The organism is Pontibaca salina, assembly GCF_016307205.1.
GTDB lineage: Bacteria > Pseudomonadota > Alphaproteobacteria > Rhodobacterales > Rhodobacteraceae > Pontibaca > Pontibaca salina.
On record NZ_JAEIJD010000004.1, the window covers coordinates 112,974 to 135,275 of the forward strand.

The 22,302-nt window shown below is 61.8% G+C and carries 24 protein-coding genes; 10 read left to right on the forward strand and 14 right to left on the reverse strand.

Translation table 11 applies throughout. The annotated features are described in order from the left end of the window. Positions 1-6: 6 nt before the first annotated feature. The 7 genes from JAO82_RS07055 to JAO82_RS07085 form a co-directional block, all read right to left on the reverse strand. Positions 7-684, reverse strand: coding sequence for a hypothetical protein (locus JAO82_RS07055; protein WP_198685755.1), 678 nt, complete (start codon positions 682-684; stop codon positions 7-9). Positions 685-799: 115 nt separating this feature from the next. After that, positions 800-1,801: a tetraacyldisaccharide 4'-kinase gene (lpxK, locus tag JAO82_RS07060; RefSeq protein WP_198685669.1), complete on the reverse strand. Its 1,002-nt coding sequence runs from the start codon at positions 1,799-1,801 to the stop codon at positions 800-802. Beyond that, entirely contained in the window at positions 1,788-3,017 is a 1,230-nt protein-coding gene (locus JAO82_RS07065) for a 3-deoxy-D-manno-octulosonic acid transferase (protein WP_198685670.1), read from the reverse strand. Before JAO82_RS07065 ends, lpxK begins: the two co-directional genes overlap by 14 nt. Before the next feature lie 4 nt (positions 3,018-3,021). Continuing rightward, positions 3,022-3,264: a DUF4170 domain-containing protein gene (locus JAO82_RS07070; RefSeq protein ID WP_198685671.1), complete on the reverse strand. Its 243-nt coding sequence runs from the start codon at positions 3,262-3,264 to the stop codon at positions 3,022-3,024. Positions 3,265-3,340: 76 nt separating this feature from the next. After that, the gene (locus tag JAO82_RS07075) at positions 3,341-4,129 is read right to left on the reverse strand and encodes an inositol monophosphatase family protein (protein ID WP_198685672.1); all 789 of its coding nucleotides are present in this window, start codon (positions 4,127-4,129) and stop codon (positions 3,341-3,343) included. Continuing rightward, positions 4,116-5,462: a TldD/PmbA family protein gene (locus JAO82_RS07080; protein WP_198685673.1), complete on the reverse strand. Its 1,347-nt coding sequence runs from the start codon at positions 5,460-5,462 to the stop codon at positions 4,116-4,118. The genes JAO82_RS07075 and JAO82_RS07080 overlap by 14 nt, the downstream gene beginning before the upstream one ends. 122 nt (positions 5,463-5,584) lie before the next feature. Next, positions 5,585-7,075, reverse strand: coding sequence for a DUF2125 domain-containing protein (locus JAO82_RS07085; RefSeq protein WP_198685674.1), 1,491 nt, complete (start codon positions 7,073-7,075; stop codon positions 5,585-5,587). Positions 7,076-7,247: 172 nt separating this feature from the next. Between JAO82_RS07085 and JAO82_RS07090 the strand changes: the two genes are divergently transcribed. Together JAO82_RS07090 and JAO82_RS07095 are read left to right on the forward strand one after the other, a co-directional pair. Continuing rightward, positions 7,248-7,997 (forward strand): SDR family oxidoreductase, encoded by a 750-nt coding sequence (locus JAO82_RS07090; RefSeq protein ID WP_198685675.1) that lies wholly within the window; start codon positions 7,248-7,250, stop codon positions 7,995-7,997. Beyond that, entirely contained in the window at positions 7,994-8,602 is a 609-nt protein-coding gene (locus JAO82_RS07095; protein ID WP_198685676.1) for an enoyl-CoA hydratase/isomerase family protein, read from the forward strand. Before JAO82_RS07090 ends, JAO82_RS07095 begins: the two co-directional genes overlap by 4 nt. Here JAO82_RS07095 and JAO82_RS07100 read toward each other — a convergent pair whose 3' ends face one another. Next, positions 8,603-8,968, reverse strand: a complete 366-nt coding sequence (locus tag JAO82_RS07100) for a SpoIIAA family protein (RefSeq protein WP_198685677.1) — start codon at positions 8,966-8,968, stop codon at positions 8,603-8,605. A 96-nt stretch (positions 8,969-9,064) separates the two neighbouring features. Between JAO82_RS07100 and JAO82_RS07105 the strand changes: the two genes are divergently transcribed. Continuing rightward, entirely contained in the window at positions 9,065-10,273 is a 1,209-nt protein-coding gene (locus JAO82_RS07105; RefSeq protein WP_198685678.1) for a TIGR03862 family flavoprotein, read from the forward strand. On the opposite strand, the gene holA is transcribed toward JAO82_RS07105, so the two are convergent. The 4 genes from holA to JAO82_RS07125 form a co-directional block, all read right to left on the reverse strand. Beyond that, on the reverse strand, positions 10,270-11,298 hold the full coding sequence (holA, locus tag JAO82_RS07110) for a DNA polymerase III subunit delta (RefSeq protein WP_198685679.1): 1,029 nt from the start codon (positions 11,296-11,298) through the stop codon (positions 10,270-10,272). The two genes, JAO82_RS07105 and holA, sit on opposite strands and share 4 nt — an antisense overlap. Next, positions 11,298-11,831 carry an LPS assembly lipoprotein LptE gene (lptE, locus tag JAO82_RS07115; RefSeq protein WP_198685680.1) on the reverse strand — a complete coding sequence of 178 codons (534 nt, stop codon included), beginning with the start codon at positions 11,829-11,831 and terminating at the stop codon, positions 11,298-11,300. Before lptE ends, holA begins: the two co-directional genes overlap by 1 nt. Further along, positions 11,818-14,361 (reverse strand): leucine--tRNA ligase, encoded by a 2,544-nt coding sequence (gene leuS / locus JAO82_RS07120; protein WP_198685681.1) that lies wholly within the window; start codon positions 14,359-14,361, stop codon positions 11,818-11,820. The genes lptE and leuS overlap by 14 nt, the downstream gene beginning before the upstream one ends. Before the next feature lie 71 nt (positions 14,362-14,432). Beyond that, positions 14,433-14,927, reverse strand: a complete 495-nt coding sequence (locus tag JAO82_RS07125; protein WP_198685682.1) for a DUF3576 domain-containing protein — start codon at positions 14,925-14,927, stop codon at positions 14,433-14,435. Positions 14,928-15,192: 265 nt separating this feature from the next. On the opposite strand from JAO82_RS07125, the gene JAO82_RS07130 reads away from it, so the two are divergent. Both JAO82_RS07130 and JAO82_RS07135 read left to right on the forward strand, forming a co-directional pair. Further along, entirely contained in the window at positions 15,193-16,176 is a 984-nt protein-coding gene (locus JAO82_RS07130; RefSeq protein ID WP_198685683.1) for a porin, read from the forward strand. Positions 16,177-16,281: 105 nt separating this feature from the next. Then, the gene (locus JAO82_RS07135; RefSeq protein ID WP_198685684.1) at positions 16,282-16,935 is read left to right on the forward strand and encodes a YggS family pyridoxal phosphate-dependent enzyme; all 654 of its coding nucleotides are present in this window, start codon (positions 16,282-16,284) and stop codon (positions 16,933-16,935) included. Positions 16,936-16,992: 57 nt separating this feature from the next. Here JAO82_RS07135 and JAO82_RS07140 read toward each other — a convergent pair whose 3' ends face one another. Together JAO82_RS07140 and ribA are read right to left on the reverse strand one after the other, a co-directional pair. Further along, on the reverse strand, positions 16,993-17,505 hold the full coding sequence (locus tag JAO82_RS07140; RefSeq protein WP_198685685.1) for a L,D-transpeptidase family protein: 513 nt from the start codon (positions 17,503-17,505) through the stop codon (positions 16,993-16,995). Further along, on the reverse strand, positions 17,502-18,593 hold the full coding sequence (ribA, locus tag JAO82_RS07145; protein ID WP_198685686.1) for a GTP cyclohydrolase II: 1,092 nt from the start codon (positions 18,591-18,593) through the stop codon (positions 17,502-17,504). Before ribA ends, JAO82_RS07140 begins: the two co-directional genes overlap by 4 nt. A 154-nt stretch (positions 18,594-18,747) precedes the next feature. On the opposite strand from ribA, the gene JAO82_RS07150 reads away from it, so the two are divergent. The 5 genes from JAO82_RS07150 to JAO82_RS07170 all read left to right on the forward strand — a co-directional run bounded on the left by JAO82_RS07150 (position 18,748) and on the right by JAO82_RS07170 (position 22,300). Then, on the forward strand, positions 18,748-19,434 hold the full coding sequence (locus tag JAO82_RS07150; protein WP_198685687.1) for a response regulator transcription factor: 687 nt from the start codon (positions 18,748-18,750) through the stop codon (positions 19,432-19,434). Positions 19,435-19,658: 224 nt separating this feature from the next. Then, complete coding sequence (locus tag JAO82_RS07155; RefSeq protein ID WP_198685688.1) at positions 19,659-20,447, forward strand: exodeoxyribonuclease III; 789 nt, start codon at positions 19,659-19,661, stop codon at positions 20,445-20,447. A 72-nt stretch (positions 20,448-20,519) separates the two neighbouring features. Continuing rightward, on the forward strand, positions 20,520-21,437 hold the full coding sequence (gene trxA / locus JAO82_RS07160; RefSeq protein ID WP_198685689.1) for a thioredoxin: 918 nt from the start codon (positions 20,520-20,522) through the stop codon (positions 21,435-21,437). A 27-nt stretch (positions 21,438-21,464) separates the two neighbouring features. Beyond that, positions 21,465-22,109 carry an LON peptidase substrate-binding domain-containing protein gene (locus tag JAO82_RS07165; RefSeq protein ID WP_198685690.1) on the forward strand — a complete coding sequence of 215 codons (645 nt, stop codon included), beginning with the start codon at positions 21,465-21,467 and terminating at the stop codon, positions 22,107-22,109. 38 nt (positions 22,110-22,147) lie between these two features. Further along, the gene (locus tag JAO82_RS07170) at positions 22,148-22,300 is read left to right on the forward strand and encodes a Trm112 family protein (RefSeq protein WP_198685756.1); all 153 of its coding nucleotides are present in this window, start codon (positions 22,148-22,150) and stop codon (positions 22,298-22,300) included. The last annotated feature ends 2 nt before the right edge of the window (positions 22,301-22,302 follow it).

Genomic DNA, 22,302 nt, shown 5'->3' on the forward strand with positions numbered 1-22,302 from the left:
GGCAGATCAGTCGCAGATGCCCCGCAGCTTGACATCGCGCCACGGCAGCAGCACGTCATGTTCGCGCGATGCGGGCAGATCAGACACCGGAAACGCGCGACGCAGCATATTGTGCAGGCGTTCCGTGCGCGCCGCCTGCGGGGCCAAGGCACGGCAGCAGACATATTCCTCGACAATCGCGCCCTGCTGCTCAAAGCCGTAGTCCAGAAATTCTGATGTGCCGGTCACTTCGAACAAATAGGGGTCGTCAATGCTGCCATGCTCGCTGACGGCGCGCAGCGGGCTGTAACCGGTTTGCGCGCGGTTCTGCCACTGCCACACATGGGTCAGCTCGTGTCCCAGCAGCATCGCGCCGATCAGATTGATACGCTCGGGATAGCCCGACAGATAATCGTCGGAATACCATTCGCGGGTAAAAAGAACATGGTTGAACAGTGCCATGGCTGTGGGTTTGCTGGTCACGTACTCGTCAGTGACAGGGGGCAGGATGCGTTCGCGGCAGGTGGTGCGCGGGCGTTGCTTATAGCGGAAGGTGACCGGCCCAAGCGGCGCGCCCTTGACCAGACGCACGCGCTCGGGGTCCAGCGCATCGCCTTGCAGGAGGGCGGCAAACTCGGTCTCGGCAGGCGTCAGCGGTCTTCCGCAAGCGGCGAGAACGGACAAGAGAAGCAATATACGCAGCATCATGGCGCATATTTGGCGATGAATGCGGCACTGGTCAAACTCTGTGTCCACACCCCGCCGGAGACGGCCACGATCTGCGTTGTTCATGCCGGAGCGGGGAGCATCGGCGGACCATTCACCCCAGTGGCGGGGCAGCCTGCTGTAGCATATCGCACAGCTGATCGTGGTCATTGATCCGCAGCCGCACCGGCAGGGTCAGAACCTTGTTGCGGAAGGTGGGGGGCAAACGCACCGCGTCTTTTTCGGTTGTCACCATCTGCGCGCCAACGGCGAACGCCTCGGCCTCTAGGCGGGTCATGAGGGCGGGTGATAGGGGCTGATGATCCACTAGCGCCTCGCTGCGGCGCAGATCGGCACCAAGAGCGCGCAATGTCTCGAAAAACTTGTCGGGGCGACCGATCCCGGCAAAAGCCAGAACCGGAGTGTCGGCCCAGTCCATCCCGGTTTTCAGCGGCTCCAGCGCACCAGTCAGATGCGGCACCGTCAACTTCTTGCCCCACTGGGCGGCGAATTTACCTTGCGCGGCGTCGGTGCCGATGGACAGTAGCAGATCGGCACGGGCCAAGCCGGCTCCGACCGGTTCCCGCAGTGGGCCGGCCGGCAGGCAGCGCCCATTGCCAAACCCGGTTTGCGCATCAACCACGATGATCGACAGCGATTTGACCAGCGACGGATCCTGAAATCCGTCATCCAAGATCAAGATGCTGGCCCCTTCGCGCTGGGCGGTCTGCGCTCCGCCGGCGCGATCAGCCGCAATCCAGGTGCGCGCAAAGGCGGCCAGCAGCAGGGGTTCGTCCCCGACCTCGTTGGCGTGGTGGCGGGTGGGGTCAACTTCGACCGGACCGCGCAGTTTCCCGCCATAGCCGCGCGACAAGATGTGGGGCTGATGGCCCATGAGCTTCAGGGCCTCGCACAGCCAGATAACCGTCGGCGTCTTGCCGGTGCCGCCGGCGTTCAAATTGCCGACGCAGATCACCGGAATGCCGGGATTAATTCCGGTGCCGTGGGCCAACCGCCTCGCCGTGGCTTTGGCATAAAGCGCGCCCAGCGGCGCCAGCATCTTTGCCTGCCAGCCCGGCGCATCGGGGGGCGCATTCCAGAACTCAGGGGCGCGCATCGGGAACCTGCCCAAAGTCAAGCGTGTCCTGAATCAGATCAAGCAGCCGATCGGTCAGTTCGGCCCCTTCGGTGACGACCTCCCAGCCGGCCAGCGCCATGGCCGAAGCAGTGTCGGGCGCGATCATCTGCAGGACAGCAGCGCCGAGCGAGGGGCCATCATGGACGCTGTGGGCAGCCCCTCCCGCCGCCAGCCGCGTATAGCTTTCGAGATGGGCGCTGATATTGGGCCCGTACAGGATTGCCGAACCAAGCGCCGCCGCCTCAAGCGGACTGTGCCCGCCGACACCCGGTTCCAGCGAGCCGGCCATAAACGTCAGGGGCGCGGCACGGTACCAAAGGCCCATATTCGCCGGGTCTGGTGCGATCAGCACCTGTTTGTGATCCTCGATCGGGGCGGATTTTTCCCAGGACATGAAACGCAGATTGGACGCTGCCAGCATGTCGGCCAGTTGGTCAGCATCGTTCTCGTGTTCGGGTACAATCACCAGTAACAATCGGTGTATCAGACGCAGCGCGGCATGGTGGGCCTCGATCACAGAGGCGAACTCCGATGCCTGTACGTGCGCCGCCAGCCAAACCGGGCGGCTGGACAATTTCTGGGTTAGCGAAGTCAGTTCGCTTTCGGAACAGGGCTGTGGTGCGACTGATGGACGAAGACGGCCGGTCACCGACAGACGCGCATCCGCCACACCGAGGCGGCGCATTGCTTCTGATGTGGGGGCGCTGGTTGTCATCACCTTATCGAACTTTCCCAGCGTCAATCGGGTCATGTCGACGAACCATTTACGCCGACGCGTGGGCAGATCGGTTTCTCCGACATCTAGCAGCACCATCGGCACCGCCCGTGCAGCGGCCGCTGCAATGATATTTGGCATCAGGTTTCCACCGGCCCAAAGGCAGATATTGGGGGCCCATTCATCAAGGTAATGCTGGATGGCGGAAGGCTGATCGTCCTCTAACACCACAAGTTTCGTAGAGTCGTCATCCAGTACCGGCGCAGCAGGAAAGCCCCTGCCGTCCACCGTGACCAGCAATCTGACATCGTTGCGTAAGGATTGCAGGCGATGGCCCAAATCCAGTAGCGCGGCTAAGCGGGTTCCATTGGTTGCATGAACCCAGACCAGTTCTTCGTCACTGCGTCGGCTTTGCGAGGGTGCCGGGATCTTACGGCCCAGCAGCGCGCGATATGTCGCAATCCCCAGCGGAGCAGCCATGTGATTAGCCAAGCTCTTCCGTGCTCGAGGTCTCGGTTTCTTCATCCCGCAAACGATGGATATGAGCGATGAAATACCGCATATGGGCATTGTCTACCGTACGGTGCGCCTCGGCCTTCCATGCGTCATAGGCGCTTTCATAGTTCGGGAACATGCCGACGACATGGATGTCATCGACATTCTTGAACTGGTTTTTGGTCGGATCGGTCAATTCACCGCCAAAGACGAGATGTAGGCGTTGGCTCATGATAAGTTCCTTTTCTCAAGGCGGTACGTGCCGGCAAATTACGTCAACCGGCGGAGAGGTCAAGGCAGGTATTGGTTCAGTCCCGGCGCAGCGCCGCCCGGATTTTGTCATACAGTAATGGGTTACCAGCCACCACGCCGTCGCGCTTTGGGTAGCGGTTGTTGAAATGCAGAGGATTGCCCTTACGGTCGGTGCAGGTCGCCCCCGCTTCGCGCAGGATCAGATCGCCAGCGGCAATATCCCATTCCCAACTGGGCTGGAGGGTCAGCATGGCGTCGAATCTGCCCTCTGCGACCAATGCCATGCGCCAGGCGAGCGACGGGCGATGGGCGCGATTGAAATGCGGAACCTCGCCCTTGTGCCAGTGGGCCGTGTCCATATTGCGCCGGGTCGCCAGAATTTCCGCCTGCTCCAGCTGGTCGCACTGCGAGGCGTGAATTGGCTCGTCGTTCAGGAAGGCACCCTTACCGGCGCTGGCATGATACAGCAGATCAAGGCGCGGCAGATAGATCACCGCCGTCTGTACCATACCGTGCCGCGTTATCGCCAGCGCGTGAGACCAGGATTTCGCGCCCTCGATATAACTGCGTGTCCCGTCGATAGGATCCACGATGAAAGCGATTTCGCGCTCAAGGCGGTCGGGGCTGTCCGGCGTTTCCTCGGACAGCCAGCCATAATCGGGCCGGGCCGCGCGCAGATGGGTTTCCAGCATCTCGTTGACCGCCAGATCGCCTTCGGATACGGGGCCGGCCTCGCCGGGCTTGCTCCAATGCCGCAGCGATGGCCCGGACATATCTAGGGCAATGCGCCCCGCCTCGCGGGCGGCTTCAATCAGCAGGGGCAGATCGTTATCATCCTCCGGCAAGGGTCATTCCTTCGATCATCAGCGATGGCACCACCCGCGACAACCAAGGCCGCGCGTCATTGGCGGGTTGGAGGCGGCGCAACATGTCGCGCAGGTTACCCGCGATGGTGCATTCATTCACCGGATAGGCAATTTCGCCATTCTCTACCCAGAACCCCGAAGCGCCCCGCGAATAATCTCCGGTGTTGGGGTTGATCGTGCTGCCGATCAGCGAGGTGACCAGAAGCCCCGTGCCCATGTCGCGGATCAGATCTTCGCGCGATAGATCGCCCGGCGTTAGCTCCAGATTCCAGTTCGCGGGCGAGGGCGGCGACGAGGTGCCGCGCACCGCGTTCCCGGTCGATTCCAGCCCCAGCTTGCGGGCGCTGGATAGGTCTAGCGTCCAGCCGGTCAGCACGCCATCCTGCACAATCGCGCGCCGCTGGGTCGGCAAGCCCTCGCCATCGAACGGACGCGAACCCCCAACGCGGGGGCGGTGGGGGTCTTCGATCAGGGACAGGTGGTCCGGTAGGACCGGCTGGCCCAATGCATCGCTCAGCCATGATGACCCGCGCGCAATCATTGCGCCGTTGGTCGCGCTCAGCAGGTGACCGATCAATGACCCGGAAATGCGCTCGTCGAACAGCACGGGATAGCGCCCGGTCTTGGGCCGCCGTGCGCCGAGCCGTTCGACGGCGCGTTCACCGGCAATGGTGCCGATATCCTCGGCGCTGCGCAGATCGGACTGCCATATGCGGGCATCACCGTCATGGTCGCGCTCCATCCCGGTGCCGCTGCCGGCAATGGCGACGCAAGACAACGCGCGGGTGCTGCGCCGATAGCCGCCGGTAAACCCGTTGCTGGCGGCCAGATGCACCTGATTGACGCCATAGGACGCATTCGCCGCCTGCACCTGAGACACACCATCGATTGCAAGTGCCGATGCTTCGGCGCGGCGTGCGTCCTCTTCCAGTTCGGTCGGGGCGGGTTCGGGCGCGGGGTCAACCAGTTCCAATGCCGCGATGTCCCAATCCCGGGCCAGTTGGTCCGGATCGGCCAGCCCGGCATAGATGTCTTCGGGGGCCTCGCGTGCCATCGCGACGGCGCGGGTCGCCATCGCTTCAAGGGTTGCCTCGCGTGTGTCCGAGGCAGACACCATCGCTTGCCGCTGCCCCATGAACACCCGCAGGCCAATATCGGTCGCTTCGGATCTTTCGGCCTGTTCCAGCGCGCCGGCGCGGATGTCGATCGAGACCGAACTACCACTGGCCACGATGGCGTCTGCCGCCAGTGCACCGGCTTTGTGCGCGGCCCTCAGCAAGGCCTGCGCGATCTCATCCAGGGGTTGGGTCATCACTCACCTTTCACGAACATCTTGCAGTTCGAGGTAACCGCGCACAGTCCGACCTGCAAGGGTACGACAGCAAAAGAGGGCCGCGCGAAAGGCGGCCCTCGGAGTGTTCGGCGCGTCGGATTTTATCGCAGACGCTGACCGTTCGCCATCACCTGTCCCTTTTCGTCGACTTTGATGGTCGAGGTGAGCGTGTCCTCGCCTTCGCCCGGAACTGCGAACATGCCAAGCATCATCCGCATGCCCATCGCATCATCCTTGGAGAGAACTTTCGCTTCGATCAATTTGTCGAGCAGGGCATTGGCGCCAGCCAAATTCAGTTGCGCCTGACCTTCGGGCCGGGGTGCGCCATCAAAGGTTTCGGTATCGGTATTGTCAAAGGTGAACCCACCTTTGCCGGTTAGCGTGGTGCCAAATATCGATACCAGCAGATTATTGATCTTCAGCGCGTGCAATTCTGCGGGTGGCTGATCCGACACTGCCAGTTGCTCGACGGCTTTGGGGCTCATGTAATCGGATAGGATCTTGGCCTGACCGCTCAGATCAAGCGCAAGGTTCGCCGGCTCTTTCGACAGCTCTTCACTGCCAGCAAACATGGCTCCGATCGCCTCGGGAACAGTGAAATCGCGCAGTTTCAACGATAGCGCGAAGTCCTGCACCTCGTCGGATTTGCTGATCGGCATATCCAGATGAAAGGCCGCCTCTTCCATGTCGAGCGAGATCGGCATTGGCAGATCGTCAGACGCAATATTCAGCGATGTGTCCTTTTGGCTGACATCGTAAACCAGTTGCTCGGCATTCATCACCATTGCGATTTCGCCCCCGTTGGACGAACTTTGCACCTTGAACTGCGATCCCTCCGAGGTGCCGTCAATGCTGTTCATTCCCGAAAGGTAGGTGAATTTGCCTTTGACCGCGAAACCATCGGCCAGAAGCGCCGCCATGTTCTCCATGTCTATATTGGCCGGAAGCGCGCCTTTGCTCTCAAGTTGCAGACCGCGCAATTCCCCTTTGATCGCGCCTTTTTCGTCCGCGTCTTCGCCCGGGTCTTCAAAGGCGATGTCATAGGCCAGTTTGTCGGCTTGTGTATTTTGCGTATATTCCCGTGTGCCGCCCTGTTTCATTTCGGTGACGCTGGTAACAGCATCCAGCACGAGGTTGGCCCGGAATATCTCGGGCGGGAGCACTTCACCGTCCAGAGTCACGGTTCCCAGATCCATTGTCACTTGCGCGGCTTGGAAATCATAGCGCGTGTCGCCGGGCGTGCCGGATGCGTTCATGGTGCTGGAGGACAGGCCATAGTTGATTGTGGCGTTGTAATCTTCGCCATCATCGCTTTTGCCTTGAATCAGCATCGGGATCGTGTCGGGCAACGTGATCGCAACGCTGCCGTCGCCCTGCTCGGTAAGTTGCAGGGACGAAATGGTAATTTCGCCGCCACCCGGCGCGTCGGGCATTTGCAGGCGCATCGTAATATCGCTGACCGTCAGAGTATCGCCCGACATGGATTCGTCACCCGATACTTCATAGCCGGCACTGACCATGTAATCGCGCCAGTCCGACCAAACGTCTTGTGCGGTTAGATCGGCGTAAGCAGCCGATGTAAAAAAAGACATTGCAAGCGCAGCACCGCAGCTACGTGCGAGAACAACTGTCATCAATAGTACCTTTCGACAAATTTTGCGCATGCTGTGCGCTTGCGGCGCGCGCGTCAAGTCTTCGCGGGGCTGGACCCGGCCAATTCCTCACACTACCAAAGATCAATGCCAACCAGAGCTGGAGGCCGACATGGACATGACAGGAAAAACGGTGCTGATCACGGGCGCAAGCCGCGGCATCGGAGCCGAAGCGGCGCGCGTTTTCGCTGGCGCGGGGGCGAATGTGGCGTTGCTGGCGCGCAGCGGTGACAGTCTGGTGACGCTGGCGGAAGAGATCGGAGCGCAAGCACTGGCGTTGGCCTGCGACGTGTCCGATTACGATCAGGTCGACGACGCGGTGCGGCAGACATTGGATCGCTTCGGCGGGTTGAATGTACTGATCAACAATGCCGGGGTGATCGAACCCATCGCGCATCTGACCGAGGCCGACCCCAAGGCATGGGGCAAGGGTATCGACATCAACCTGAAGGGCGTGTTTCACGGCATGCGTGCCGCGGTTCCGGTGATACAGAAAGCAGGCGGCGGCACCGTCCTGACCGTTAGTTCGGGTGCCGCCCATTCTCCGGTTGAGGCATGGAGCCAGTACTGCGCCGCCAAGGCCGGTGTGGCGATGCTGACCGCCAGTCTGGATTACGAGGCGCGCGCCAGCGGCATCCGCGTCATGGGCCTCAGCCCCGGCACGGTGGCCACGCAAATGCAGCGCGAGATCAAGGCCTCCGGCGTTAATCCGGTCAGCCGGTTGGACTGGTCCGACCATATTCCGCCCGACTGGCCCGCGCACACATTGCTGTGGATGTGTTCCTCCGAGGCGGATGAGTTCATCGGCGCCGAGATTTCCCTGCGTGACCCGGACATCCGCCGCCGGGTGGGTCTGGTATGATCGCGCTCGACAAGCGGGACGGACTGTGGACCGTCACCATCGACCGTCCGGAAAAGGCCAATTCGCTGACGCCTGACATGTTGGCACGACTGGCCGATATTGCTGAAACCGCGCAAGAGGCGCGGGCGCTGGTCCTGACCGGGCGGGGCAGGGTGTTCAGTGCCGGGGCCGATCTTGAGGCGGCGCGCGCCGGTATGGCGACCTCGCCCGATTGGGAGCGTCTGTCAGGTGCCATCGCGAGCCTGCCCGGTCTGACCGTGGCCGCGCTGAATGGCACATTGGCCGGGGGCGCGATGGGGATGGCGCTGGCCTGTGATCTGCGCATTGCCGTGCCGGGGGCGAAGTTCTTTTATCCGGTAATGCGTCTGGGCTTCCTGCCGCAACCTTCGGATCCGGCGCGCATGGCCGCCCTGATCGGCCCGGCGCGCACCAAGCTGATCCTAATGGCGGGCCAGAATATCGAAGCGGAGGAGGCGCTGCGCATCGGATTGATCGACCGGATCGTTGAGCCTGCTGATCTGATGAATGCAGCGCAGGCGTTGGTCGCCGATACACTGGCCGCTGATCCCGAGATTGCGCAAGGCATTGCCGAGTTGTGTCGCTGATCACTCCGGCTTGCGGATCCATGCCCGCGCCTCTGCGAGTTCGGACAGGTCGAATGTGCGCAGCTTGGTGGACATGAAGGAACCGGCGGCTTTGGCCAGTGCGCCGATCCAGCCGGTGTCTGACACGACCGCGACATGGCTGATATGTTTCAGATTCTGAATGTCGAATTTTATGCCGGGCCAAAGAACCGAGATTTCAAAACCGCTAAAATCTTCGACCACCTCAAGCAAGCGGATGGTGCCATGCTGGTCGATAAACGCTTGCACTTTGGGGATCACCTCGTCGTAATCGGCCTTGGTGATTTTTCCATGCACCTCCAATTCAACCAGCTTGTGCGTGTCGTCTTCGCGATAGGTCAGGGGCATCGTCTGTTCCTTCTTGACTAAAGCGGCTGTTTTCGTGTTCACCGCATCAACGCAGTTTCAGGCGGCTGCGTTCCCATCGGTGCAGGTAAATTGGGAATGAACGTGACCGGCAAACAGGCAAACGCGCTGGTGATCGGGGGCGGCCCGGCGGGGCTCATGGCTGCCGAGGAACTGGCGCGCGCGGGATGTGCCGTGACGCTGGCCGAGGCCAAGCCATCAATCGGGCGCAAGTTTCTCATGGCGGGTAAGTCTGGACTGAACTTAAGCAAAGCCGAACCCCTCCCGCAGATGCTGTCCGCCTATGACGAGGCCGCAGAGTGGCTGCGCCCGATGATCGAGGATTTCGACACAGTGGCGGTGCAAGATTGGGCGCGCGGGTTGGGGCAGGATTTGTTCACCGGATCGACGGGGCGGATCTTTCCAGTGTCGATGAAGGCGTCGCCGCTGTTGCGCGCTTGGCTGGCGCGGCTCGACGATCTGGGCGTTCAGCGGCGCCTGCGCTGGTATTGGACCGGCTGGCGGGGCGATGCGGTAGCTTTCGACGCGCCCGAAGGGCCAGTCACCTGTGCGCCGGATGTGATAGTCTTGGCGCTGGGCGGGGCAAGCTGGGCACGGCTGGGGTCGGATGGCGAATGGACCAGAATCCTGAGCACCGAAGGGGTGACACTGGAACCCTTCGCGCCTGCTAATGTCGGGCTAAACGTCCAGTGGTCAGCGCATATGGCGCGCCATTTCGGGAAGCCCATCAAGGGTGTGGAGTGGCGCGCCGGGATAGCGCGCAGTCGGGGCGAAGCGGTAATTTCCGCGCACGGGCTGGAAGGCGGCGGAATCTATGCGATCTGCAAGGCCATTCGGCTGGGCTATCCGGTCCAGATTGATTTGTTGCCCGAGCGCAGCCTTGCTGACCTGACCGTTCGTCTCTCGCGACCGCGTGGCAAGACCTCGTTATCGAACCACTTGCGCAAGGCCTTGCGGCTGGACCCGGCGCGCATTGCAATGCTGAACGAATTTGTACACCCTTTGCCGACCGATCCCGAGGCGCTGGCGCGGGTGATCAAGGCGCTGCCGTTGCGTCACGATGGATTGCGTCCGCTGGACGAAGCAATCTCGACCTCTGGCGGGGTGTCGCGGGCGGCGCTGACCGAAGAGCTTATGCTGCGCGCCCGCCCCGGCGTGTTTTGCGCCGGTGAAATGCTGGATTGGGAAGCGCCGACCGGCGGCTATCTTCTGACGGCGTGTTTTGCCACCGGGCGCTGGGCCGGGCGGGCGGCCGCGCGTTGGGCGCAACGCGGGATGACGCTCTAACGCCGCCGAGCCATTGCGGCGAGCCGGATCAGGGTGCGGCTGACCAGCGCCATGGCAGGTGCGGTCTGACCGGCCGAACGCAGATGCAAATCGGTATTCGTCAACTCGCCCAGTGCGCTTTCCAGACGCTCGGGCGACCAGAGCTTGGTTTGCTTCATCAAATGATCGCGCCGCGCGCCAAAAATCGGTGGACGCATCCGGTTAAGCGCTGAGGCAGCACCGTCAGGGTCGGCCATGACCGTGTAAAGCTGGCGGAAATGCCGCATCGCGCCGATGCACAGGCTGACGGCGGTTGCTCCTTGCGATTCCATTCGCGCGATCAGCGGGCCGATCCGGTCGCTTTGACCCTCGGCGGCGGCGTTCAGCAAAGCATCAAGCGCCGCCTCGGTTGAGCGGGGCGCGCATATGGCGACATCCTCGGGCGTGACAGGAGTACTGTCGTCCAGTTTGTAAAGCGCCAGCTTTTCAACGGTTTGTGCAAAATCCCCCGGACCAAGTGTCAGCGCCAGTTCAGTCAACGCGTCCATGCTCTCGCCAGACGCATCGCGCAGGCCTGCGGCCCCTAGCAAGCGCTCGACCTCGGCCCGCGATGGCGGGTCATCATAGAGACCGACCGCATAGGCATTGCGATGCCCCTCAAACAATTTGCGCAGTTTCGAATTGGCCCGGAGCGCACCTGCCGTCACGATGATTTGCGCATCCCCTTCGCGCCAATCCGCCAGCGCCGATTGCAACGCAGGAACTGTGCCCTCGCCGGCCTCTTCCACAAAGGCGACGCGCGGGCCGGGAAAAAACCCGACGGCTTTGACCGCATCAAGCAACTGTGCCGGGTCGCGGCGCAGTTCGGCCCCGGACAGACGCGCCAGACGCATTTCCTCTTCGGCATTCGGCCCCAGCAGTGCGGCAATGACCTGTTGGCGCTTCAAGGCCACGCGCATGCTGTCGCCGCCATAGATCAGCAGCCCGGTGCGGGTCTTGTCGGGTTTGGCGAAATACGCATCAGCGTCGCGCGCAGCCAGTTTCATTACGTCAGGTCCGCAGTGGCCAGCACCCGCGTCGCGATCTGGTCTGCCAGCATCACCATCAGCCGTTCCCGAGCGTCGCGCTCGGCCGCGAGGGTCTGCACCGTCGAGGCATTCAGCGACCCTTGGCTTGGATCATCCGGATCAATCGGCACCGCCAGCCCAGTGGCTGAATAACCGGCAAAGTTCTTGACCTGCCCCGATGCAATGATGGCCTCGTCTGCCGCGCGGCGCAGGGTGAAATCCACCGTGCCGACAATAGAGTAACGCGTGATGTCACCGGCGGCCGTGATCGCCTGACCCTGTTCGCTGGTTCGGACAGTAAAGGAAAGATCATATTCGGGCGCGGTTGTAGGGCCGAAGCGCTCTTCCAGATTTCTGACCAGATAATAGCTGTCCTGATTATCGGGCGCGTCGACCCGAATTTTGCCGTGCAACGCGGTGCCGGTGCCGCCCGGGCCATAGACCGGCGTGAAGCCGCAGGCGGCCAGCGCCAGCGGCATCAGCAGAAATGTGCGGCGGTCAAACGACGACATTAACGATACGCCCCGGCACGACGATCACCTTTTTCGGCGCCGTCCCAGCCAGCGCCTTTTGCACAGCCTCGACCTCTAGCGCCAGTTTTTCAACCTCGGCGCGGTCCATGTCGCGCGGCACGCTGATTTCCGCGCGCCGCTTGCCATTGATCTGGATCGGCATCGTCACGCTGTCGTCGATCAGCATCGACTCATCGGCCTTGGGCCAGGGCGCGATGGCAACCAAACCGTCGCCGCCCTGCGCGTGCCAGATCGCTTCCGAAAGATGCGGGGTCATCGGCGACATCAGTTGCGCCAGAACCATCACCGCCTGACGTTTCGCAGCCTTGCCCGCATCGGATTTCGCCAGCACGTTGGTAAAGGCGTAAAGCCGGGCGATGGCGGCGTTGAAGCCGAAACTTTCAATCCCTTGGGTGACGTCGAAAATCGCGCGGTGCATGTCGCGCAGCAGGGCGTCGTCACCCTTGCCCGCACCCTCGGGCATGGCGGCGATCTTTTCACTCAGCGCCCAGACCCGGGCCAGGTATTTATGCGTGGCTTCGGCCCCTGAAGCGGTCCATTCGACATCGCGTTCCGGCGGGCTGTCCGACAGCACGAACCAGCGCGCGGTATCGGCACCATAAGCGTCGATGATGTGCACCGGATCGACTACGTTCTTCTTGGATTTCGACATTTTGGCCGAGTGGATGATCTCGACCTCGGTGCCATCGGCCAGTTTGCCGTCCTGCACATCCTCGGGCAGGTGATAGACCGGGCGGCCCTGTTCGTCCCGCGTCTGATAGATCTCGTGCGTGACCATGCCCTGCGTGAACAGCGCGTCGAACGGCTCGATCGCCGAGGCCGGCAGATGGCCGGTCTGGTGCATGGCCCGCGCGAAAAAGCGCGAATAGAGCAAGTGCAGAATCGCGTGTTCGATGCCGCCGATATACTGGTCGACATTCATCCAATAGGCCGCGTCTTCTTCGTCGGTCGGGGTGGCCGCATGGGGCGAGGTGAAGCGGGCGAAATACCAGCTCGAATCGACGAAGGTGTCCATCGTATCGGTCTCGCGCCTTGCCGGTTTGCCGCAGGCGGGGCAATCGGCCAGCGCCCAGGTCGGGTGCCGATCCAGCGGGTTGCCGGGTTTATCAAAGCACACATCGTCGGGCAGGCGGACCGGCAGGTTTTCCTTCTTCTCGGGCACCGCGCCGCAATCCGGGCAATGCACCACCGGAATCGGACAGCCCCAATAACGCTGCCGCGACAGACCCCAGTCGCGCAGGCGATAATTGGTCACGCCTTTGCCCAGACCCTGCTGTTCAGCCCAGTCGATGGTGGCGTCGATCGCCTCTTGGCCGGTGGCCACGTCGACTCCGGCGGGCTGGTCGATCCAGCGGACTTTTTCGGTCTTGGGCGGCACAAAGGCGGCGTTCTCGACCCGTGTATCATCGTCGAGGGCGACAAAGGTGTCGATCACTGGCAGGTCATATTTGCGCGCGAAATCAAGGTCGCGCTGGTCATGGGCGGGCACGCCGAAAATCGCGCCGGTGCCGTAATCCATCAGCACGAAATTGGCCACCCAGACCGGCAGTTCCTGCCCCTCATACAGCGGATGGCGCACCGTCAGCCCGGTGTTGAAGCCGCGCTTTTCGGCTTTTTCCAGCGCCTCTTCGGTGGTGCCGCCCTTGCGGCACTCGGCGCTGAAGGCGGCCAGTTCCGGGTTGCCGTCTTCCAGCGCGCGGGCCAGCGGATGATCGGTGGACAGCGCAATGAAGCTGGCCCCGGCCAAGGTGTCGGGGCGGGTGGTATAGACCTCGATCTGTTCGAACCCGTCGGCGGGCGCGGACAGGTCGAACGCCATCTGAAGCCCGCGTGACTTGCCGATCCAATTCTCCTGCATCAGCCGCACCTTGGCGGGCCAATTGTCCAGCCCGTCCAGCGCCTCCAGCAGGTCTTCGGCATAGTCGGCGATGTGGAAAAACCATTGCGTCAGCTCGCGCCGTTCGACCTCGGCCCCTGAACGCCAGCCCTTGCCGTCGATCACCTGTTCATTGGCCAGAACCGTCATGTCCACCGGGTCCCAATTGACCACGGCGTTCTTGCGATAGACCAGCCCGGCGTCGAGCATGTCTAGAAACAGCGCCTGTTGCTGGCCGTAATATTCCGGATCACAGGTGGCGAATTCGCGGCTCCAGTCGATCGACAGGCCCAGCGGCTTCATCTGGGCGCGCATGTCGGCGATGTTGCCATAGGTCCAGTCCTTGGGATGGCCGCCAATCGCCATCGCGGCGTTTTCGGCGGGCATGCCGAAGGCGTCCCAGCCCATCGGGTGCAGCACATTATGGCCGGTGGCGATCTTATAGCGCGCGATCACGTCGCCCATCGTATAGTTGCGCACATGGCCCATATGGATGCGCCCCGACGGGTAGGGGAACATCTCCAGCACATAGTATTTGGGCTTGCCTTGGTCGCGGCGTGCGGTGAAGATTCCGGCCTTGTCCCAGGCCTGTTGCCATTTCGTTTCGATTTCTGCGGCCGAATATCGTGCCATCGGATGCGGTTCCCTAATTGAAAACGCCGGGCAAGCTGGCCCGGCGCGGAAATTCTGAATCGCCCACGCGTTTACAGCTTGCTGTCGCCGATGCGCAGCTGGCGGGCGCGGGCCAGAATGGCGTCCTCGACCGCGCGGGCGGTGGTGGCGCTGACCGGGCCGTTGCGGGTTTGCAGCGCCACATTCAGCGAACGCGCTTCAAGCGCCGGGTCTTTGATGTGCACCGTGGCGCGATAGGCCTGCCCGCCGCCGGGCGGATTGCCATAGCCGGTAACGATCACGCCGGTGAACGGATCGACCGATTGCACCGGCAGAAAGCTGAGCACATCCAGCGTTGCGGCCCAGATATAGCGGTTCACCTGAACGGTCTGGTCGCTTTTATTGGGGCCGAACACGTCCCAGATCGACGACTTGTCATAGTTGGTGCCGGCGGTTTCGGGGCGGTGATAGCTCTTGCCCCCCGGCGAGGCATTGCCGTCGCTGGAGCCACTTCCCGACCCGCAGGCGGCCAGCCCGAGGCACAGCGCCAGACCGATTGTCGTCTTGAGCGTTTGTCGAAAAGTCATGTCACCATCCCGAACCTGTTTGGAGAATGTCCTAACCAAGCAAGGGCGGTGGAGCAAGGGGCTTAGTGCAACGGGGCGCGACAGGCGCGCCGCCGCTGCGGGGTCAAGCGGCATAACTGTGGCAAAGCTGCACCATCTTTGACGACTTTGTGAGGCAGGGTCGGCATGGACTTGCCAACTGAGGGGTGAACGGGCGAAACCACACTCATACCCACGCCGGATGCCCCGGTTTGGGCATGGAATTGAAAAACCGAGGGACAAAATCATGAAAAAGGTTCTCTTCGCCACAACCGCGCTGATCGCGACCGCGGGAATGGCTGCAGCAGATGTGACCATCAGCGGCTATGGCCGTTTTGGTCTGGACTATAACGACGCGAACGCCACCGAGACCAACCTGACCAGCCGTCTGCGTCTGCAGTTCGACATGTCGACCGAAACCGACGGTGGCGTGACGCTGGGTGCGCGTCTGCGGGCACAGGCAGACAACACTGACGGCGGCACGGCCCGGGGGGCATCGTGGAACGGCGCGCGATTCTTTGCCACCTATGGCGGCTTCACGCTGGGTGTGGGCAACATCTTTGGCGGGCTGGACAACGCACCGGGCCTGTATCTGGAAACCCGTTCGACCGGCACTGGTGTTGACGGCATGGGCTTCAACAGCCTCGTGACCAACGTCAACGGCGGCGCCGCTGGCTTACTAGACGAATATGACAATTACGATCAGTATTCGTCGAAGGGCGCAGGGCAAAACGGTGTTGAGGTGCTGTATTCGGCAGGCGATTTCAGCGGTCAGCTCTCGTACTCAAAAGAGAACTCATCTGACGCCAAGCGCACCGCAGGCCACGTCGCCTATACATGGAATGACTGGACCGCGGTTCTGGGTGGACAGGATTCGAACCAAGCATGGGAAGACAAAGTGTTCTTCGCCGTGATGGCTGATCTGGGCCAGTACGGTGTGCGCTTTGCCTATGCCGATAACGACGGCATCGACAAATATGGCCTGTACGGCAATATGGACATCGGCGCCGCCAGCAATGTCGTGCTGTGGGTGACCTATGAAGATGCGGTTTCGGCAGCAGACGTCACCGCGGGCCGCTTCGATAACAGTTTGGACGGCGGCACCAAAGGCACCTCCTATGGTATCAACTACTCCTATGACCTGGGCGGCGGCGCGTCGTTCGAGGCCGGTGCAGCTGAAACAGCCAACGACCAGACACAGGTTCAGGCCGGTGTGGCCTTCAGCTTCTAAGCTGATCTGACAGACTCGAATTCGGGCAGGCCTTTGGGCCTGCCCTTTTCTTTTGCGCCCTTTTGTAGCATTGCTCGCCCGTAAAGCCGCAAGACCGGGGGTCCTATGTCACTTGAACAAATCCAAGCCCGTATCACAGCCGCCGCAACCGCCGCCGGGCGCAAGGCGGGCGCGGTCAACCTGATCGCCGTGACCAAGACCCAGCCCGAAGAGCGGGTGGTCAAGGTGCTGGAACAGGGCCACCGCCATTTTGGTGAAAACCGCGTGCAAGAGGCCGAAAGCAAATGGCCCGCTTACCGCGACCGCTTTGACGGGATCGTGCTGCATCTGATCGGCCCGTTGCAAACCAACAAGGCCCGTCAGGCGATGGAGCTGTGCGATACGATCCATTCGCTGGACCGCCCGCGACTGGCCAATACCCTTGCCCGGCTGGCGCAAGAGCGCGGTGCCTGCCCCGATCTGTTCGTGCAGGTCAATACCGGCGAAGAGCCGCAAAAGGCCGGTATCCTGCCGGATGATGCGGATGATTTCATCACCGAGTGCCGCAAGCTGGACCTGCCGGTGCGCGGCCTGATGTGTATCCCGCCGCTGGACGAGGAAGCCAGCCTGCATTTCGCGCTGCTGGCCAAGATCGCCAAGCGCAACGGGTTAAAGGGGCTGTCGATGGGCATGAGCGGCGATTTCGAAAGCGCCATCGCGCAGGGAGCCACCCATGTGCGGGTCGGCTCGGCGATTTTCGGGGAGCGTCCGACCGGCTGAGGCGCGGGGCGACTTGCGGTGCAAGTTCCCTGAAGGACGCCGCAGCGCAATGGGTATTTAAGACCAGAAAGACGCCTTGGGGACGATCAGCCGCGTTCCGGGCGCGGCTTGTCGGGCGATCTGGCGCATATGGGGCCGTGCAAAGGCGATGCAGCCTTCGGTCGGATGGCCGGGGCGGCGCCACTGGTGCAGGAAAATGGCCGAGCCGCGCCCAGCCTGTGCATCGGGCCAGTTCCAGTCGGTCAGCAGGATCAGATCATAAAGCGGATCGGCGCGGCGCAATTGTTCATGGCTGAAGCGATGCGGCGCGCGCACCTTGTGGTTATAGGCCGGGTCATTGCTGTCATCGGACCACAGATCGCGCGGGCGGATCGGCTGCGCCCAAGGGGCGGGTGGAGTCATCCGGTCGGGCCGGTACAGCAGCCCGGTGATATGGTGGGTGCCGGCCGGGGTCGCGCCGTCGCCTTCGCGTTTGTCGTGCGTGACCCCGCCGCGCCCGAGGGTGCAAGGATATAGCCGCCCGGCAAAGCGCAAGCCGCGCTTGGTCAGCACCATGTCGGCGGGGCTCATTCGAGATGTCCGGATTTCTGCCGCTTGGTCGCCAGATAGGCGCGGTTATGTTCGCCTTCGCCCACATGTAGCGGCACGCGCGCGGCCACGGTGATGCCGGTCTTTTCCATCATGGTGATTTTTGCCGGATTGTTGGTGAGCAAGCGTACCGAGAGGAAACCCAGCGATTTCAGGATATCGGCACCGATGCGAAAGTCGCGCTCGTCGTCTTCGAAGCCCAGACGGTGATTGGCCTCGACGGTGTCGAAGCCTTGATCCTGAAGCGAATAGGCGCGCATCTTGTTGGCCAGCCCGATGCCGCGCCCCTCTTGGTTGAGGTAAAGCAGCACCCCGGCCCCGGCCGCACCCATCTGGGCCAGCGCGGCGCGCAGTTGCGGCCCGCAATCGCATTTCAGGCTGCCCATCAGATCGCCGGTGAAACAGGCCGAATGCAGCCGCGCCAGTACGGGTTTGGCGCGGTCGGGGCGGCCGATTTCAATGGCGTAATGTTCCTCGCCACCGTCTTCGGGGCGAAAGACGTGCAGGCGGCCTTGGGACGAGACCTCAATGGGCAAGTGGGCGTTGACCACCGGGTGCATCGGGCTGCGCTGGGTCAGGAAAGGGGCGGCGCGGGTTTCGTCGATCAGCGTCAGCCCGTTCAGCGCGGCGAATTGTTGCGGGTGAGGCAGCGGCTGGAGCAGGGCGGCGGGCAGAAGCCGGGCCGATTTCATCAGCGAGATGGCAAGGCGGTGCAGGTCGGCAGGGCCGCCGCGCTGGCTGATCAGGGGGCCTTTCATTGGCGAATTCAGGTCGTCGGCGGGGTCGGCGAGGGCGCGGACCCAGGGAAGGTCAACATCATCGGGCAGCAGAATGCGGGCCAGATCGCCATCATATGGGCGCGCCTTGAGCGTTTCGGCCCGTCGTGCGGTGATGGCGATACAGGATTCGCCGCCCAGAGCAAGCAGATCGGCCAGCCGGTCGGGCCCGAGCGTTTCCGCCGCCAGAGCCAGAACGCCGCGATCGCCCGATATCAGCACCAGCGGTACCCCCATGCGCAGATCGGCGCGGGCGCGGGCCAGAAGTTCGGCAATGTTGGGATAAAGGCTCATTCGGGATATCCTCTCAGTGCGCCCTATCTAAGCGCTGTGGATTGGAATGTGAAACATTTACCGCTTGTGGGACACGACGGCGTGAGGCGGGTGCAGCAATTCTTGCCGTTGTGGGCAATTTGGCACATCTCACAGAGAAATAGGAGGTATCGCCATGTCACAACTCAAAAAAATCCTGCTGGTAGACGATGATGACGATCTGCGCGATGCACTGAGCGAACAATTGATCGTAACCGAGGAATTTAACGTCGTCGAAGCCGGCGATGGCCATGCCGCGCTGGAGCGCGCCCATGAGTCGCGTTTCGATCTGGTGCTTCTGGATGTCGGCCTGCCAGATATGGACGGGCGCGAGCTGTGCCGGTTGATGCGCAAGCAAGGGGTCAAGGCCCCGATCCTGATGCTGACCGGGCATGACAGCGATGCCGACACCATTCTGGGCTTGGACGCGGGCGCGAATGATTACGTGACCAAACCGTTCAAGTTTCCGGTGCTTCTGGCGCGGATCCGGGCGCAGTTGCGCCAGCACGAGCAATCCGAGGACGCGGTGTTTCGGATCGGGCCGTATACGTTCAAGCCCGCGATGAAGCTGCTGATTGCCGAGGACGAGCGCAAGATTCGCCTGACCGAAAAGGAAACCAACATCCTGAAGTTTCTCTATCGCTCACCGGAAGGCGTGGTGGCGCGGGATGTGTTGTTACACGAGGTCTGGGGCTACAATGCGGGAGTAACGACGCATACGCTTGAGACCCATATCTATCGGCTGCGTCAAAAGATCGAGCCGGAGCCGTCGAATGCGCGCATTCTTGTTACGGAAAGCGGTGGTTATCGGCTGGTGGTATAACTGGGCGCTGATCGAGTCATCTTGATGTCGCGTCGTGCGGGCCGCGCCGTGTTGGCGCGGCCCGCGCGTGTCCGGGTAATTTGTGTATCGGGTCGTTGGTTGCCGACACGCAAGTCCTTGTTGGAACTTGGCCGGGCCTTATGGTCCGGTCTTTTTGCGCCCACACATGGCATCCTGCACCGGGCGGCGTTACGGTGCGCGCGACGCAAAATAGGACATCCACTATGCCATTCACACTTGCCACTTGGAACATCAACTCGATCCGCCTGCGCGAGGGGCAGGTCGCCAGATTGCTTCAGGAGCAAGCCCCCGATGTAATATGTCTTCAGGAATGCAAGTCACCGGTTGACAAGATCCCGACCGAAACTTTTGCGGAATTGGGCTATCGCCACATGATCGCGCGCGGCGATAAGGGCTATAACGGGGTTGCGATCCTGTCGCGCCTGCCCATCAAAGAGGTCGGGGCACAGGATTTTGCAGCGCTGGGGCATGCCCGTCATATCGCCGGGGAATTGGAAAACGGCGTGGTGATCCATAATTTCTATGTGCCCGCAGGTGGCGATGTGCCCGACCGCGAGGTCAACGAGAAATTCGGCCAAAAGCTGGATTACTTGACCGAAATGCGCGATTGGTTCCATAGCGACCGCCCCGAAAAGTCGATCCTTGTGGGGGATCTGAACATCGCTCCGCGTGAGGATGATGTCTGGTCGCATAAACAGCTACTCAAGGTGGTTAGCCATACTCCGATTGAGGTTGAGCATCTGGCCGAGACCCAAGATGCCGGTGGCTGGGTCGACATCACACGTCAGGACATCCCCGAGGGGCAGCTTTACAGTTGGTGGTCGTACCGGGCGCGCGATTGGGATGCAGCCGACAAGGGGCGGCGGCTGGATCATATCTGGGCCACCACCGATATCGCCAATGCCGGCCACTCCAGCCGTATCCTGCGCGATGTGCGCGGCTGGGAACGGCCCAGCGATCACGCACCGGTTTTTGCCAGCTTCGATCTGTGAAACGACGCAGGTAACCCTTGGTTTTCACCCACCCAGCCTGCATATAGAATGCAGACGCTCAGGAGATTGAATATGATCGAATTATCGACCGGCGGCAGTACCCCCGCAGCAGACCTGATAAAAGACACGACCGAGGCCGGATTCATGGCCGATGTGGTCGAGGCCAGTAACGAAGTGCCCATTATCGTCGATTTCTGGGCGCCGTGGTGTGGCCCCTGCAAGACGCTGGGTCCGCTGCTGGAAGATGCGGTCCGTGCCGCCAATGGCGCGGTGCGGATGGTAAAGGTCAACGTCGACGAGGCGCAGGCCATTGCCGGGCAGTTGCAGATCCAGTCGATTCCGACGGTCTATGCGTTTTACAAGGGACAGCCGGTCGACGGATTTCAGGGCGCGCTGCCGCAATCCGAGATCAAGGCCTTCGTCGATCGCGTGATTGCAGCCGGTGGCGGCCAGGCGTCGGGCGATCCACTGGCCGAGGCAGTCGAGGCCGCCGAAGCGATGCTGGAAGAGGGCGCGGCCACGGATGCGGCGCAGACCTTTGCTGCCATCTTGGGCGAAAATGAACACCATGCCGCCGCCTATGCGGGGCTCGTGAAGTGCCATATCGCAATGGATGATCTGGAACAGGCCGAAGCGGTTCTGAACGGTGCGCCGGCCGAAATTTCAACCTCGCCCGAGCTTGAGGCAATGCATGCCCAGTTGGAGCTGGCGCAACAGGCGGCACAGGCCGGACCGGTTTCCGAGTTGGCTGCCAAGGTCGAGGCTGAGCCCGACAACCATCAGGCGCGATTCGATCTGGCACTGGCTCTGCATGCCAATGGCAAGGTGCAAGAGGCGGTCGATGAGCTTTTGATCCTGTTTTCCAAGGACCGCGCGTGGAATGACGAGGCCGCAAAAACGCAGCTTTTCAAGATATTCGATGCGCTGAAAGCCAACGATCCCATCGTTCTGAACGGGCGACGCCGACTTTCGTCGATGATATTTGTCTAAATGAGGAGGAGTGCTAGACTCCTGAGTATGATCTCGGTTGGTGATCTTCCTGATACGATCCCTGTGTTCCCGCTTCCCGGCGCACTCCTGTTGCCGCGCTCGCGCTTGCCGCTGCATATTTTCGAACCACGCTATCTGCAGATGATCGAGGACACATTGAAAACGCCTCATCGCCTGGTCGGAATGGTGCAGCCTCAACCGGGCGTGTCCGGCGGGGAGGGGTTGCATTCCATCGGCTGCGCGGGACGTATCACACAGTTTTCCGAGGCCGAGGACGGCCGGTACCTGATTACGCTGGCTGGCGTTTCGCGCTATCGAGTTAGGCACGAGGTGGACGGCTTCGCGCCCTATCGCCGCTGCGAAGTGACTTGGGACGGCTTTGAAAAGGATCTCGACCGCGTCGAGTGCGATACGGGGTTCGACCGGCCTGCGTTTCTGAGCCTGTTGGGGCGCTATTTCGCATCGCGGGAACTTTCGACCGATTGGGACACGTTGAAAGAGGCGGATGACGAGTTGCTGATCAATTCTCTGTCGATGATTCTGGATTTCAATTTCGAGGACAAGCAGGCCCTGCTTGAGGCCCCATGTTTGACAACACGGCGCGAAACCCTTGTGATGCTGATCGAATATGCGCTGCGCAGCGGCGACGATAATGAGGAAATCATGCAGTGACCGCAACCAAGAAGCCACCGCCGGCGTTCGACCGCCATATGCTTGAGGCCTTGGTTTGCCCGCAGACCCAAGGGCTGCTGGAATACGACGCAGCGCGGCAGGAGCTCGTATCGCGCAGAGCGAGGCTGGCGTTTCCAATCCGCGAGGGCATTCCGATCATGCTGGTTGACGAAGCCCGGCAACTGGAATGAAG

Excerpts from the sequence above, each read along its gene's own strand:
- JAO82_RS07125 (WP_198685682.1), bottom strand. The coding sequence starts at position 14,927 with ATGACTTTTCGACAAACGCTCAAGACGACAATCGGTCTGGCGCTGTGC.
- JAO82_RS07165 (WP_198685690.1), top strand. The coding sequence starts at position 21,465 with ATGATCTCGGTTGGTGATCTTCCTGATACGATCCCTGTGTTCCCGCTT.
- JAO82_RS07100 (WP_198685677.1), bottom strand. The coding sequence starts at position 8,968 with ATGCCCCTGACCTATCGCGAAGACGACACGCACAAGCTGGTTGAATTG.
- JAO82_RS07155 (WP_198685688.1), top strand. The coding sequence starts at position 19,659 with ATGCCATTCACACTTGCCACTTGGAACATCAACTCGATCCGCCTGCGC.
- JAO82_RS07130 (WP_198685683.1), top strand. The coding sequence starts at position 15,193 with ATGAAAAAGGTTCTCTTCGCCACAACCGCGCTGATCGCGACCGCGGGA.
- JAO82_RS07080 (WP_198685673.1), bottom strand. The coding sequence starts at position 5,462 with ATGACCCAACCCCTGGATGAGATCGCGCAGGCCTTGCTGAGGGCCGCG.
- JAO82_RS07170 (WP_198685756.1), top strand. The coding sequence starts at position 22,148 with ATGCTTGAGGCCTTGGTTTGCCCGCAGACCCAAGGGCTGCTGGAATAC.
- ribA (WP_198685686.1), bottom strand. The coding sequence starts at position 18,593 with ATGAGCCTTTATCCCAACATTGCCGAACTTCTGGCCCGCGCCCGCGCC.
- holA (WP_198685679.1), bottom strand. The coding sequence starts at position 11,298 with ATGAAACTGGCTGCGCGCGACGCTGATGCGTATTTCGCCAAACCCGAC.
- JAO82_RS07055 (WP_198685755.1), bottom strand. The coding sequence starts at position 684 with ATGCTGCGTATATTGCTTCTCTTGTCCGTTCTCGCCGCTTGCGGAAGA.
- JAO82_RS07070 (WP_198685671.1), bottom strand. The coding sequence starts at position 3,264 with ATGAGCCAACGCCTACATCTCGTCTTTGGCGGTGAATTGACCGATCCG.
- JAO82_RS07090 (WP_198685675.1), top strand. The coding sequence starts at position 7,248 with ATGGACATGACAGGAAAAACGGTGCTGATCACGGGCGCAAGCCGCGGC.
- lptE (WP_198685680.1), bottom strand. The coding sequence starts at position 11,831 with ATGTCGTCGTTTGACCGCCGCACATTTCTGCTGATGCCGCTGGCGCTG.
- JAO82_RS07095 (WP_198685676.1), top strand. The coding sequence starts at position 7,994 with ATGATCGCGCTCGACAAGCGGGACGGACTGTGGACCGTCACCATCGAC.
- JAO82_RS07140 (WP_198685685.1), bottom strand. The coding sequence starts at position 17,505 with ATGAGCCCCGCCGACATGGTGCTGACCAAGCGCGGCTTGCGCTTTGCC.
- leuS (WP_198685681.1), bottom strand. The coding sequence starts at position 14,361 with ATGGCACGATATTCGGCCGCAGAAATCGAAACGAAATGGCAACAGGCC.
- JAO82_RS07135 (WP_198685684.1), top strand. The coding sequence starts at position 16,282 with ATGTCACTTGAACAAATCCAAGCCCGTATCACAGCCGCCGCAACCGCC.
- JAO82_RS07105 (WP_198685678.1), top strand. The coding sequence starts at position 9,065 with ATGAACGTGACCGGCAAACAGGCAAACGCGCTGGTGATCGGGGGCGGC.
- trxA (WP_198685689.1), top strand. The coding sequence starts at position 20,520 with ATGATCGAATTATCGACCGGCGGCAGTACCCCCGCAGCAGACCTGATA.
- JAO82_RS07150 (WP_198685687.1), top strand. The coding sequence starts at position 18,748 with ATGTCACAACTCAAAAAAATCCTGCTGGTAGACGATGATGACGATCTG.
- JAO82_RS07065 (WP_198685670.1), bottom strand. The coding sequence starts at position 3,017 with ATGGCTGCTCCGCTGGGGATTGCGACATATCGCGCGCTGCTGGGCCGT.
- JAO82_RS07085 (WP_198685674.1), bottom strand. The coding sequence starts at position 7,075 with ATGTCTTTTTTTACATCGGCTGCTTACGCCGATCTAACCGCACAAGAC.
- lpxK (WP_198685669.1), bottom strand. The coding sequence starts at position 1,801 with ATGCGCGCCCCTGAGTTCTGGAATGCGCCCCCCGATGCGCCGGGCTGG.